At 63.5% G+C, this 12,659-nt stretch carries 12 protein-coding genes; 10 read left to right on the forward strand and 2 right to left on the reverse strand.

Annotated features, from left to right (window positions below; translation table 11 throughout):
- Window positions 1-18: 18 nt before the first annotated feature.
- Window positions 19-642 carry a TadE/TadG family type IV pilus assembly protein gene (locus FJ930_RS19920; protein ID WP_141839790.1) on the forward strand — a complete coding sequence of 208 codons (624 nt, stop codon included), beginning with the start codon at window positions 19-21 and terminating at the stop codon, window positions 640-642.
- A gap of 107 nt (window positions 643-749) precedes the next feature.
- Here the strand turns inward: FJ930_RS19920 and FJ930_RS19925 are convergent, their stop codons facing one another.
- Window positions 750-1,673, reverse strand: a complete 924-nt coding sequence (locus tag FJ930_RS19925) for a phosphate/phosphite/phosphonate ABC transporter substrate-binding protein (protein WP_141839791.1) — start codon at window positions 1,671-1,673, stop codon at window positions 750-752.
- A gap of 184 nt (window positions 1,674-1,857) precedes the next feature.
- Between FJ930_RS19925 and FJ930_RS19930 the strand changes: the two genes are divergently transcribed.
- The 9 genes from FJ930_RS19930 (at window position 1,858) to FJ930_RS19970 (ending at window position 11,601) form a co-directional block, all read left to right on the forward strand.
- Window positions 1,858-3,099 (forward strand): phosphopentomutase, encoded by a 1,242-nt coding sequence (locus FJ930_RS19930; protein WP_141839792.1) that lies wholly within the window; start codon window positions 1,858-1,860, stop codon window positions 3,097-3,099.
- Window positions 3,092-3,979, forward strand: coding sequence for a bifunctional DNA-formamidopyrimidine glycosylase/DNA-(apurinic or apyrimidinic site) lyase (gene mutM, locus FJ930_RS19935; protein ID WP_141839793.1), 888 nt, complete (start codon window positions 3,092-3,094; stop codon window positions 3,977-3,979). The genes FJ930_RS19930 and mutM overlap by 8 nt, the downstream gene beginning before the upstream one ends.
- A 31-nt stretch (window positions 3,980-4,010) precedes the next feature.
- On the forward strand, window positions 4,011-4,784 hold the full coding sequence (locus FJ930_RS19940; RefSeq protein WP_141839794.1) for an enoyl-CoA hydratase: 774 nt from the start codon (window positions 4,011-4,013) through the stop codon (window positions 4,782-4,784).
- Window positions 4,785-4,965: 181 nt separating this feature from the next.
- Window positions 4,966-5,232 carry a 30S ribosomal protein S20 gene (gene rpsT, locus FJ930_RS19945; protein WP_135903695.1) on the forward strand — a complete coding sequence of 89 codons (267 nt, stop codon included), beginning with the start codon at window positions 4,966-4,968 and terminating at the stop codon, window positions 5,230-5,232.
- A gap of 927 nt (window positions 5,233-6,159) precedes the next feature.
- Window positions 6,160-7,632, forward strand: coding sequence for a chromosomal replication initiator protein DnaA (gene dnaA / locus FJ930_RS19950; protein ID WP_246676961.1), 1,473 nt, complete (start codon window positions 6,160-6,162; stop codon window positions 7,630-7,632).
- A gap of 306 nt (window positions 7,633-7,938) precedes the next feature.
- Window positions 7,939-9,057, forward strand: coding sequence for a DNA polymerase III subunit beta (gene dnaN / locus FJ930_RS19955; RefSeq protein ID WP_141839796.1), 1,119 nt, complete (start codon window positions 7,939-7,941; stop codon window positions 9,055-9,057).
- Window positions 9,058-9,132: 75 nt separating this feature from the next.
- The gene (recF, locus tag FJ930_RS19960) at window positions 9,133-10,266 is read left to right on the forward strand and encodes a DNA replication/repair protein RecF (protein ID WP_141839797.1); all 1,134 of its coding nucleotides are present in this window, start codon (window positions 9,133-9,135) and stop codon (window positions 10,264-10,266) included.
- Between the two features lie 91 nt (window positions 10,267-10,357).
- Entirely contained in the window at window positions 10,358-11,110 is a 753-nt protein-coding gene (locus FJ930_RS19965; protein ID WP_141839798.1) for a molybdopterin-synthase adenylyltransferase MoeB, read from the forward strand.
- 2 nt (window positions 11,111-11,112) lie between these two features.
- Window positions 11,113-11,601 (forward strand): GNAT family N-acetyltransferase, encoded by a 489-nt coding sequence (locus FJ930_RS19970; protein WP_246676962.1) that lies wholly within the window; start codon window positions 11,113-11,115, stop codon window positions 11,599-11,601.
- A gap of 51 nt (window positions 11,602-11,652) precedes the next feature.
- On the opposite strand, the gene FJ930_RS19975 is transcribed toward FJ930_RS19970, so the two are convergent.
- Window positions 11,653-12,654 (reverse strand): D-glycerate dehydrogenase, encoded by a 1,002-nt coding sequence (locus FJ930_RS19975; protein WP_141839799.1) that lies wholly within the window; start codon window positions 12,652-12,654, stop codon window positions 11,653-11,655.
- Window positions 12,655-12,659: the final 5 nt, after the last annotated feature.

Raw genomic sequence — 12,659 nt, forward strand, 5'->3', positions numbered from 1 at the left:
AAGAAAAAAGGCAATGGTATGATGCGTGCGGGGGCACATCTGGAAATTGCAGGGATCCGGAGCAAGGCGGTTGGGTTCTGGTCCAATCGCCGTGGCGTGGCGGCGGTCGAGTTTGCCCTTATCGTGCCTATCCTGCTGATCCTGTATTTCATGACCATGGAGGCTTCGCAGGCCATCGAGACCAGCAAGAAGGTCAGCCGTATCGGCAGCATGGTGGCCGATCTCGTCACGCAACAGCCGACCATCGTGAAGGCGGATCTCGACGCCATCATGCAAATCGGCACGTCAACCATCCAGCCCTACAACCGCTCGACGCCCAACATCACCATCACCGCGATACAGGTCACCACCGACACGCCGCCCAAAGTGCTGGTGGTGTGGTCACGCAAGGTGGCCAACGGCGTCAACAGCGTCGGCGCCACGGCAGGCTCGGCCACCACGGTTCCGACAACGCTCAAGGTCGCCGGCACCTTCCTGATCCGCGTCGACAGCACACTGGGCTACCAGCCCATCATCAGTTGGACCGCGGACACTCAACAGAAGCTTGGATTGACCGCCGCCCTCGCCAACGGCATATCGATGGGCGAGACTTACTATCTGCGCCCCCGCAGAAGCCTGACGATCCCCTGCGGCGACTGCTGAGCAATTCCAGGAACAGCATGCAGCGTGCCTTTCGGCCGGAATTGCGTAAAAACAAAGACTTAGAGCGGCTCGGCGATTCCATCAGACACTGGATCGCTGGGGCTTTTTTACTGCTGCCCACCATCGGGCGAGACCATGCGCACGATGGCTTCCGCCGTCGCATAATCCTTTGGAGCCACGGTCAAAAACCCGCCAGAGTGCTTCGTTTCCAGGAGATCGTAGACGTCCGGCATCGTCGATTTGAGGTTGGTGAGGAACACGGTCAGCCGCCGTTTGGCTTCCGGGTCGAGATCGCTGCGCACGGTGTGGGGACCGTATCTCAGCAGCGCCGATGTCCACACGACCTGGAGAGCGGATGCCGAAAGGCCGGCCACCTCGAGCCTTGCCTGCGTGCCACCAGATAGGTGCGGCTGGCCATCAGCCGCGGCCCTGACCCAGCCGAACATGGCGTCGGCCTTGCCGTCGACGAGCATCATTTCCACCGCCGACGCTGAATCCGCGTGGATCAGAAACGGTGCATCTTCGGCAACCTTGACATGCTCGGCGGCCAGCCCTGCCAGGGGCAAAAGCGAACCCCCGACACTGTCAGGCGGCGGCATGGCGATCCGATGGGTCTCCATATCAGCCAGGCCAGGCAGCTTGCCGTCCCTGGTCAGCAACACGGAGCGAATGCCCGCCGCACCGTCGGAATCGACGGGAGCCACGAGCGGCTCGACGCATCCGCAGCGTTGCCGCGCGGTGGCATAGGCGATCGCCGAATAGATGGCGTATTCGATCCGGGCATTGGCCTGCGCCTCGATCAGCGCGGCATAGTCGCGGGCAACGACGAACTCCACCTTCATGCCCAGCGCATTGGTAAAGGCCTGCGTCAACTGCGCCACACCCGGAACGGTGTTTCCGCCACCAGGCCCGGCGACAATGCCGATGCGAAACGTGCCGATATCATCGCGCCAGTCGGCCCGTGCCGGACCACACCAGAATGCGCCGTGCAGGGCGATGAGAGCAGCGCCTGCCTTGAGTGCAGCCTTCATGACAACACCGTCATTGCGTTTTGTTCGATCCCTGCGTTGGCCGGTCGCGACGCATTGTCTCGCGGCGCACTTTTGGGCGACATGCATCGGACTATCGCGCCAAGCCGTTGCCGTTCGGTTTCCGATTTGCCAACGCCGCCGTGGAACCCTATGTCTGGTCGTCCACACTGGCAACAATGATCCGATGGCGCGTGCTTTCCTCTTCGTCCTGGATTCCTTCGGCATTGGCGGCGCGGCCGACGCCGAGCGCTATGGCGACGCCGGCGCCAACACCCTCGCGCACATCGCCGAAGCTTGCGCGGAAGGCCGCGCCGATCGTGAAGGCCTTCGTCAGGGCCCGCTGTTTGTTCCCCACATGGCATCGCTCGGGCTTGGCAAGGCGGCCGAGACGGCGACAGGACTGGGTTTTGCCCATTTCGGAACGGATGTGCTCGCCAATGCCTTCCATGGCGCGGCGCAAGAAGTTTCGAGCGGCAAGGACACCCCTTCCGGTCACTGGGAGATCGCGGGCCTGCCGGTCCGCTTCGACTGGGGCTATTTCCCGGATACCGTTCCCGCCTTCCCGGCCGATCTGACCGAGGCGATGATCCGCGAGGGCAAGGTGCCTGGCATTCTCGGCAACTGCCATGCGCCGGGCACCGAGATCATCGAGCGGTTCGGCGAGGAGCACATCCGTACCGGCAAGCCGATCTGCTACACGTCGGTCGATTCGGTCCTGCAGGTCGCCGCGCATGAAGTCCATTTCGGGCTGGAGCGGCTTTATGAGTTCTGTCAGGTGGTGCGCCGACTGGTTGACCCATTGAGGATCGGCCGCGTGATCGCACGGCCGTTCGTCGGCGAGACCACCACGACCTTCGCTCGAACCTACAACCGCCATGACTACGCCGTGCCACCGCCAGAGCCGACCTTGCTCGATAGATTGACGGCGCGGGGAAGCCGCGTCATCGCCGTCGGCAAGATCGGCGACATCTTCGCCCATCGCGGGATTTCGGAAGTGCGCAAGGCCGCCGGCAACATGGCCATGTTCGACAAGGCGCTGGGCGCAATGGACGACGCCGGCGACCGCGATCTCGTCTTCGCCAATTTCGTCGATTTCGACACCGAGTTCGGCCATCGCCGCGATGTCGCCGGCTATGCCGCCGCGCTCGAGGCCTTCGACCTGCGGCTGCCGGAGGCATTCGCAAGGCTGCGGCAAGGCGACCTTCTCATCCTGACGGCCGATCACGGCAACGACCCGACCTGGCGGGGCACCGACCACACGCGCGAGCGCATTCCCGTCATCGGCACCGGGCCGGATCTGAAAGGCGGCGACATAGGGCTGAGGGCAACCTTCGCCGATATCGGCGAGACCGTAGCCGAACATCTCGGGGTGGCGCGCGGCCGCTACGGCACTTCTTTCCACGCGACGATTGGCGGCCATGCCTGAATTGCCCGAAGTCGAAACGGTCCGGCGCGGCCTGCAGCCGGTTCTCGAAGGCGCCCATCTGGCCCAGGTCGAGGCGCGGCGGCCGGATCTCCGGTTTCCGTTTCCCGAACGGTTCTCGGAACGGCTGACCGGCAGGAAAATCACCGCGCTCGGCCGCCGGGCGAAGTACCTGACCATGCATATGCAGGATGGTCCGGTTCTGATCTGCCATCTCGGCATGTCGGGCTCCTTTCGCATCGAGACCGACGACAGCGAGATGCTGGGCGTGTTCCACCACGAACGCTCGAAAAGCACGGTGCACGACCATGTCGTGTTCCATGTCGTCTCCACGGCCGGCGTCCGGTCCCGCGTGATCTTCAGCGACCCGCGCCGCTTTGGCTTCATGCTTTTTTCAGAAGAGCCGGCGGAGACGCATCCCATGCTGGCCGGATTGGGCGTGGAGCCCACGGGCAATGCGCTGGACGGCGTGCTGCTCGCCTCGCTGCTGAAAGGTCGCAGATCGCCGCTCAAGGCAGCGCTTCTCGACCAGAGGCTGATCGCGGGGCTTGGCAATATCTATGTCTCGGAGGCGCTGTGGCGTGCCGGCCTGTCACCCCTGCGCGAGGCGGGCACCATCGCCAAGCCCGGCAAGAAGGCAAAGGGACAGAGCGAACGCCTCGCCGGGGCGATCCGCTCGGTCATATCGGACGCCATCGCCGCCGGCGGGTCATCGCTGCGTGACTATGTGCACGCCGACGGGTCGCTGGGCTATTTCCAGCACTCCTTCGCCGTTTACGACCGCGAGGGAGAGTCCTGCCCAAAGCCCGGCTGTGGCGGTCACGTCGAGCGCATCGTGCAGAGCGGACGCTCGACCTTCTATTGCCGGACGTGTCAGAGCTGAGTTAGACCGGGGTCGAGCGAGGAGGAGCAGCATGGCCTATGAGACGATCATCACCGAGACGCGCGGCAAGGTCGGGCTGATCACGCTGAACCGGCCGCAGGCGCTCAACGCGCTGAATTCCCAGATCCTCAATGAACTCGTCGCAGCCGTAAACGGTTTCAGCGCCGATCCCGGCATCGGCGCCATGGTTGTTACCGGCTCCGACAAGGCGTTTGCCGCCGGTGCCGACATCAAGGAGATGCAGGCGATCTCCTACGTCGACGCTTACAGCCAGGACTTCTTCGCTGGCTGGGAAGAATTCACGCGGGCGCGAAAGCCAATCATCGCGGCGGTGGCCGGCTATGCGCTGGGAGGGGGGTGCGAACTCGCGATGATGTGCGATTTCATCATCGCCGCCGATACGGCCAAATTCGGCCAGCCCGAAATCACGCTCGGCGTTATTCCCGGCATGGGCGGGTCGCAACGACTGACCCGGTTCGTCGGTAAGTCGAAGGCCATGGATATGTGCCTGACCGGGCGGATGATGGATGCGGCGGAAGCCGAGCGCTCGGGCCTGGTATCGCGGGTCGTGCCCGCGGGCGAGCTTGTCGAGGCGGCGATCAAGGCGGCTGCCAAAATCGCTGATTTCTCACTGCCGTCGGTGATGATGGCGAAGGAAGCTGTCAACCGTGCCTATGAAACGACGCTTGCCGAGGGATTGCGGTTCGAACGCCGCCTGTTCCACTCGCTTTTCGCCCTCGAAGACCAGAAGGAAGGCATGGCGGCCTTCGCCGAAAAGCGGAAGCCGAATTTCACCAACCGGTAGGGCATCGCCGGCCCGGGCCCGAAACCCCGTGACGCCGGCCAAAAAGAACGCCAGGCAGCGTTGACGCGCCGGAAAAGCTGAACTATAAGCCGCACCAACCGAGGCGGCCCCGTGGCTGCCCGTTTGTTTTTTGCGCCCTGCGGCATGCCGCGTGCGCCGACCAGATCAGAAGAGAGGCATCATGGCCAACACATCCTCGGCCAAAAAGGCAACGCGTAAGATCGCCCGCCGCGCGGCGATCAACAAGAACCGTCGGTCGCGCGTCCGCACCTATGTCCGCCAGGTCGAGGAGGCACTCGCCTCCGGCGACAAGGTAGCCGCCCAGGCCGCTTTCAAGGCCGCCGAGCCGGAATTGATGCGCGCCGCGACCAAGGGCGTGATCCACAAGAACACCGCGTCCCGCAAGGTGTCGCGGCTGGCCCAGCGCCTCAAAGTGCTCTCGGCCTGACATCGCCTTTCCAGGCTTATCTTCTTTAAAACCCGGCCGATCGTGCCGGGTTTTTTCGTTTGCCGGCAAGTACTTAAAAAGAATACTGAGAAATGGCGTCCAATACGGATTCCAGGGTTCGAAATGCTTTGCCGGCACATGCATGCCTACTGATGGTCGACATGCTTGAAAAGTGTAGGCTGAAAAATTCCAAGCCAGCATAAATAATCAATATTTTTCAATCAATTAGCGATAGTCATCCACAACTTGTCCACAGCACGCCGGAGGGACGGGAGGACAACTGGCTGTCAAGCGAATTATTTCAGAAAATTTCAAACCGGCCCGGCTTTTTCATATTCGCCGGAAAAGGGTTTGAATCACAATGGCTTTGTTAAAACATCCCGCCGCAGCATGGCGCCCGAACCCGCCCGAGGTAACCAGATTCCTTAAAAATCCGTTAGACGTGGCCTTGCCCTATCCACAGCGATTTCGGTAATGTCCATCCATCGAAAGGGACGGGGCCCTGAGCCCTTAACCCAGCCTGAATCGGGCCAGCTTAAATTGGCGGGATTTGCGACGCGGATCAAGTCCGCGGACGGTTTGGTTTGCTCTTTTTCGGTACGGTAGGGGACTGGCGTAACTAGACATGGCAGGTAGACAGCGCGCCGGCGCTCTTTCGCCGGACGGTGTCGTGTTGCCCTGACGTACCCAACGCGGACTGGCTTCCATGGGCCGGCACCGGTTCCCCCGGATAGTGGGCGACGTTCATTGCCGGCGGCGGCAAGGAGCTTCGTAGCGAAGGCACAGTCGCTGGAAAAGATGCAGGAGGCGCATCCCCAGCGGAAAAACAGGTACAGAAAGGCAAGGAACTCGATCATGCAGAGCGGCATCGAAAGGGAGCTTACGGGCGACCTCCCATTTCCTGGAACTTTGATCGGAGCAAACGAGATGATGGTCTCCAGCGACGCGGAGCAGAAGTTCGACCGGGTCAAGACCCAGTTGAAGGCGCGTCTGGGGGCTGAAGTCTATTCGAGCTGGTTCGGCCGCATGAAGGTCGCGGAGGCTTCCAAGGGCATTGTCCGCATCTCGGTGCCCACCGCGTTCCTGCGCTCGTGGATCAACGGTCATTATCACGACCTCATCTCCGAACTGTGGAAGCAGGAGGATTCCGAAGTCCTCAAGATCGAGATCGTCGTCCGCACGGCCACTCGCCAGGGGCGCAGCCATGCCGAACCGGAATTGGCGCCGGCGCGCAAGATGACGCGGCAAACACAGACGGCGCTGGCCGCCGGCACCGTGAGTCCAGGCAGGGTGGAGCGGCCTCCGGTGCCGCGGCCGGGCGTTTCGGCCGAGAACGAGTTCCGCCACAATGTGCTGGGGTCGCCGCTTGATCCGCGCTACACTTTTAGCTCCTTCATCGAAGGACCGTCGAACCGGGTGGCGTTCGCTGCCGCCAAGGCCGTAGCGGAATCGCAGTCGAGCGCGGTGCGCTTCAATCCGCTTTTCCTGCACGCGACCGTCGGGCTTGGCAAGACGCACCTCCTCCAGGCCATCGCGGCGGAATCGCTGAAGCAGAATCCCAAGTCCCGCGTCGTCTATCTCACCGCCGAATATTTCATGTGGCGCTTCGCCACGGCGATCCGTGACAACAATGCGCTGACGCTCAAGGAGCAGCTGCGCGACATCGATCTCCTGATCATCGACGACATGCAGTTCCTGCAGGGCAAGTCGATCCAGCATGAGTTCTGCCATTTGATCAACATGCTGCTCGACAGCGCCAAGCAAGTCGTCGTCGCCGCGGACCGGCCGCCATCGGAGCTGGAATCGCTGGAGCCGCGGGTGCGTTCGCGCCTCAATGGCGGCGTCGCGCTCGAGATGTCGGCGCCCGATTTCGCCATGCGCCTCGGCATGCTCAAACTGCGCCTGGCCACGGCCAGGACCGACGACGCGTCGCTCGACATTTCCGATGAAATCCTCAATCACGTCGCCCGCACCGTGACCGGCAGCGGCCGCGAACTCGAGGGTGCGTTCAATCAGCTGCTGTTTCGCCAGTCGTTCGAGCCGCAGATCACCATCGACCGCATCGACGAGATCCTCGGCCACATCTATCGCACGGGCGAGCCGAAGCGGGTTCGCATCGAGGACATCCAGCGCATCGTGGCGCGCCACTACAACGTGTCGAAGACGGAACTTTTGTCCAACCGGCGCACGCGCACGATCGTCAAGCCCAGGCAGGTCGCCATGTATCTGTCGAAGGTGATGACGCCGCGCTCCTTGCCCGAAATCGGCCGGCGCTTCGGCGGCCGCGACCACACCACGGTGCTGCATGCCGTGCGCAAGATCGAAGACCTTTCCGGCGCCGACAACACGCTGGCACAGGAACTAGAACTGCTGCGGCGCCTGATCAACGACCAGGCCTGACCGGTACCGCGACAGGCAAGCCAGAACCGTTCTGGAATTCAATGGCTTGCCTGCCCGGCCGTGAACCCGAAATGGACCCACGGCATTGCCGGGAGACGATCCGGATTCCGGATTCGCCGCACCGGCCGGCGGACTTCGTGCCCTTTATCCCCAGAAAGCCTGTGCAGCCGGCCTGAACCGGTGGCGCGGGCTTGCGTTTGCTGGCTTTTTCCTGTCAGTTTACGCAGATTCTGAGCCTGTTCAGACCTTTCGCGGGGCGCCGCCAGCCGGAGACCCGCTCATCCTTTCAAGCGAGCCTGTTTCGTCATGCGTGTTATCCTGGAACGGTCAAATCTCCTGAAGTCGCTCAACCACGTCCACCGCGTGGTCGAACGGCGCAACACCATACCGATTCTGTCCAACGTGCTGCTCAGCGCCGAGGGCGCCAGCCTCGAAATGAAGGCCACCGACCTCGACCTGGAGGTGACGGAAGCGACACCGGCCAAGGTGGAGCGCGGCGGGGCGACGACGGTTCCGGCCCACCTTCTCTACGACATCGTGCGCAAACTCTCCGACGGCGCCGAGGTGATGCTGAAGACGGATGAGGACGGCAACGCCATGACGGTGACGTCGGGCCGCTCGAGCTTCCGCCTGCAGTGCCTGCCGCAATCCGACTTCCCGGAGCTTTCGGCCGGCTCTTTCTCGCATATCTTCCGCCTCGACTCGGTTGCCCTGAAGGGGCTGATCGAGAAGACGCAGTTCGCCATTTCCACCGAAGAGACGCGCTACTATCTCAACGGCATCTACCTGCACACGCATGAGGTCGGCGGCAAGCTCAAGCTGCGCTCCGTGGCCACCGACGGCCACCGCCTGGCCCGTGCCGAGATCGACGCGCCGGCGGGTTCCGAGGGCATGCCGGGCATCATCATTCCGCGCAAGACGGTCAGCGAGCTGCAGAAGCTGGTCGACGATCCGGATGTCGCCGTGACCACCGAACTGTCGGACACCAAGATCCGCTTCACCATCGGCAGCGTGGTCCTGACCTCGAAGCTGATCGACGGCACCTTCCCCGATTATCAGCGCGTCATTCCGACCGGCAACGACAAGAAGCTGATCCTCGACCGCCAAAGCTTTGCCGCCGCGGTCGATCGCGTCTCGACCATTTCCTCAGAACGGGGCCGCGCCGTGAAGCTTTCGATCAGCGAAGGCCAGGTGACGCTCGCCGTCAACAACCCGGATTCCGGCAGCGCCACCGAGGAACTGACCGCCGACTATTCGGCGGACCCGATCGAGATCGGCTTCAACGCCAAGTACCTGCTCGATGTCGCCGCGCAGTTGACCGGCACCGAAGCCAAATTCATGCTGGCCGACGCCGGCTCGCCGACGCTGATCCACGACATGGCCGACGAGACCGCGCTTTATGTGCTGATGCCGATGCGGGTATAGCCGGCACTTGTCGTCACGCGGTTCCGCCGCGGACCGGCAGCGAGAACGATGGCGACTTCTACAGGCGGATAGCGGTTGCCGGTACAAACCCATATAAGTAAGCTAACACTTACTAACTTTCGCAATTATGCGGCGCTGGCGATTGATCTCGCGCCCGGCCCCGTGGTCTTTTCCGGCGACAACGGCGCCGGCAAGACCAACCTTCTCGAAGCCATTTCCTTTCTGACCCCCGGACGTGGCCTGCGCCGTGCTCCTTACGCGGATGTCGCGCGCGAGGGCGGCGACGGCGGTTTTGCGCTGCACGCGCGGCTCGACGGACCTGACGGCCAGGTCGAGATCGGCACCGGCATTTCCGGCGGCGACAGCGAGGGCGGCAGGCGGGTGCGGATCAACGGGGCCAACGCACGGTCGGCCGAGGACATGCTGGAATGGCTGCGCGTCGTGTGGCTGACGCCCGCCATGGATGCGCTGTTCACCGGACCGGCGGCGGATCGCCGCCGCTTTCTCGACCGGCTGGTGCTGGCGATCGACCCCGGCCACGGCCAGCGCGCCCTCGACTACGAGAAGGCGATGCGCGGCCGTAATCGTCTGCTGACCGAAGGTTCGCGCGACGACCGCTGGTTCGAGGCGATCGAGACCCAGATGGCCGAAACCGGCGTGGCGATCGCCGCGGCGCGCGCCGAGATGGTGCGCCTGCTGGCCGCCATGATCGACAGGCTGCCCGACACGGGGCCGTTCCCGCAGGCCGACATCGGCCTCGCGGGCGATTTGGAGGCCGAGATCGCAAACGCGCCGGCGGTCGATGTCGAGGAGCGGTTCCGGCGGGCACTCATGGAAGGCCGCGACCGCGACCGCGCCGTCGGGCGCACGCTCGAGGGGCCGCACCGTTCGGATCTCGTTGTCCGGCACCGGCCCAAGGCGATGCCGGCAGAGCTCTGCTCGACCGGTGAACAGAAGGCACTGCTGGTCGGCATCGTCCTCTCGCATGCTAGGCTGACCGGCGAAATGTCCGGCATGACGCCGATCCTGCTCCTTGACGAGATCGCCGCGCATCTCGACGGCGGACGGCGGGCGGCGCTGTTCTCGATCCTGGAGGAATTGAACTGCCAGGCTTTCATGACGGGAACCGATGCGGCGCTGTTTTCCAGCCTGCTGGGCCGGGCACAGTTCCTGACGGTCGACCACGGCAAGGTCAGGCCAACCGTCTAGCATGCATGTCGGCACTCCAAAACCGCCTCACACTTTTGGGCGAGATGCATGAAGACCTGACAAGGTTTTTCGGCCACGATATGGTCCTGACATGACCACTGCGCTCACCGCCGACGAGATCGAACGTTATGCCCGCCACATCGTGCTGCCCGAGGTCGGCGGCGCGGGCCAGCAGAAGCTCAAGCAAGCGCGTGTCCTGGTGATCGGCGCGGGCGGGCTGGGGGCGCCGGTGCTCGAATATCTTGCCGCGGCCGGCGTCGGCACGCTCGGCATTGTCGACGACGACACGGTGTCGCTCTCCAATCTGCAGCGTCAGGTCATCCACGGCACCGATACGGTCGGCATGTTGAAAACCGATAGCGCCAAGGCGGCGATCATCCGCATCAATCCCAACACCACGGTCGAGACGCACACATTCCGGCTGACGGCGGAGAACGCCCCTGCCCTCGTCGCACGCTATGACATCGTCGTCGACGGTTCCGACAATTTCGAAACCCGCTATACGGTGGCCGACGCCTGCGCGAGCGAAAGAAAACCGCTGGTGCATGCCGCTGTCGGACGCTTCGACGGTTCGGTGACGGTGCTGAAGCCATTCGAGGACGGCAAGGATGGCAAGCCGAACCCGAGCTATCGCGACCTCTTTCCCGAAGCACCGCCGCCGGGACTGGTGCCGTCCTGCGCCGAGGCCGGGGTGCTCGGCGCGCTGACCGGCGTCGTCGGCACGCTGCAGGCGATGGAGGCGATCAAGCTGATCACCGGCATCGGAGAACCGCTGGTCGGCCGGCTGCTGCTCTACGATGCGCTCGCCGCGCGCTTCGAAACGATCCGCTACACCAGGCGCTGACCTTGAAGCAGACCGTGCCCTTCTCCATCATCCGCATCGCCGCCGATTTCGACCGCTGGGATGATGTGCTTGCCCTGATCATGCAGGCCTTCGCCTTCATGGACGGCGTCATCGACCCGCCATCCTCGGCCCACTTGCTCACTGTCGACACATTGCGTGACAAGGCTCGGCGGGAGACCGGCTTCGTGGCCCTCAACGACGGCAGGATCGTCGGCTGCGTCTTTGCTCTCGAACGGGGGGACGACTTTCATGTCGGCAAGCTCGCCGTCGCACCGGACTGCCAGGGGCAAGGCATTGGCCGGCAGCTGATGCGGGCGGTCGAACGTCTTGCGCTCGACCGCGGCAAGGCGGCGCTGGAACTTCAGACACGGATCGAACTCATCACGAACCATGCCGCCTTCGCCCGCCTCGGCTTCCACGAGACCGAACGGACGGCGCATGAAGGCTACGCCAGGCCGACCTCGATCACCATGCGCAAAGCCATTTCGTAAGCTTTGGGCCATTTCGTAAGCTTTGGCTTTCACTTGAAGGAAGGCGAGCCGTCAGGTTCTGAGCGGCAACACGCGGTCCGGCGGACGATGCCCGTCAACGAAGGCCCTGATATTGATGATGACCTTCTCGCCCATGTCGATGCGGCCCTCGAGTGTCGCCGAGCCCATATGCGGCAAGAGCACGACCTTGCCCTTGGCGGCGAGCTTGAGCAGCTTGCTGTTCAGGGCCGGCTCGTGCTCGTAGACATCGAGGCCGGCTCCGGCGATCTTGCCGTCCTGGATCAGCTTGACCAGCGCTTCTTCATCGATGATGTCGCCGCGCGCGGTGTTGACGACATAGGCCGTGGGCTGCAGCAACGCCAGCCGCCGCGCCGACAAGAGGTGGAAGGTCGCTGGCGTCGACGGACAGTTGACCGAGATGATGTCCATGCGGGCCAGCATCTGGTCGAGGCTTTCCCAATAGGTCGCCTCCAGCCCGTCCTCGACCGCCGGCAGCACGCGATGGCGGTTGTGGTAGTGGATGGAAAGGCCGAAGGCCTTGGCCCGCCGGGCAACGGCCGTGCCGATGCGGCCCATGCCGACAATGCCGAGCCGCTTGCCCCAGATGCGCCGGCCAAGCATCCAGGTCGGCGACCAGCCGGCCCATTTCTTGTCTCCTGTCAGCACATTGGCGCCTTCCGCGAGCCGGCGTGGCACCGCCAGCATCAGCGCCATGGTCATGTCGGCGGTATCTTCCGTGAGCACATTGGGCGTGTTGGTGACGGTAATGCCCCTCTTGGCCGCCGCCGCCACGTCGATCTTGTCGACGCCATTGCCGAAATTGGCGATCAGCTTGAGGTTGTCGCCGGCCTGGGCGATGAGCGCGGCGTCGATCTGGTCGGTCACGGTCGGCACCAGCACGTCGGCTTCCTTGACCGCGGCAACCAGTTCCGGCTGCGTCATCGGTCTGTCCTCGACATTCAGCCTGGCATCGAACAACTCGCGCATGCGGGTCTCGACCGGGTCGGGCAGCTTTCGCGTGATGACCACGAGAGGCTTCTTTTTGCCTACCATTGTTT

It is taken from the genome of Mesorhizobium sp. B2-4-15, assembly GCF_006658505.1.
Taxonomy (GTDB): Bacteria; Pseudomonadota; Alphaproteobacteria; order Rhizobiales; family Rhizobiaceae; genus Mesorhizobium.

What these genes read in the sequence shown, in the direction of transcription:
- rpsT (WP_135903695.1), top strand. Translation starts at nt 4,966, where the DNA reads ATGGCCAACACATCCTCGGCCAAAAAGGCAACGCGTAAGATCGCCCGC.
- dnaA (WP_246676961.1), top strand. Translation starts at nt 6,160, where the DNA reads ATGATGGTCTCCAGCGACGCGGAGCAGAAGTTCGACCGGGTCAAGACC.
- FJ930_RS19920 (WP_141839790.1), top strand. Translation starts at nt 19, where the DNA reads ATGATGCGTGCGGGGGCACATCTGGAAATTGCAGGGATCCGGAGCAAG.
- FJ930_RS19965 (WP_141839798.1), top strand. Translation starts at nt 10,358, where the DNA reads ATGACCACTGCGCTCACCGCCGACGAGATCGAACGTTATGCCCGCCAC.
- FJ930_RS19940 (WP_141839794.1), top strand. Translation starts at nt 4,011, where the DNA reads ATGGCCTATGAGACGATCATCACCGAGACGCGCGGCAAGGTCGGGCTG.
- mutM (WP_141839793.1), top strand. Translation starts at nt 3,092, where the DNA reads ATGCCTGAATTGCCCGAAGTCGAAACGGTCCGGCGCGGCCTGCAGCCG.
- FJ930_RS19930 (WP_141839792.1), top strand. Translation starts at nt 1,858, where the DNA reads ATGGCGCGTGCTTTCCTCTTCGTCCTGGATTCCTTCGGCATTGGCGGC.
- dnaN (WP_141839796.1), top strand. Translation starts at nt 7,939, where the DNA reads ATGCGTGTTATCCTGGAACGGTCAAATCTCCTGAAGTCGCTCAACCAC.
- FJ930_RS19925 (WP_141839791.1), bottom strand. Translation starts at nt 1,673, where the DNA reads ATGAAGGCTGCACTCAAGGCAGGCGCTGCTCTCATCGCCCTGCACGGC.
- FJ930_RS19975 (WP_141839799.1), bottom strand. Translation starts at nt 12,654, where the DNA reads ATGGTAGGCAAAAAGAAGCCTCTCGTGGTCATCACGCGAAAGCTGCCC.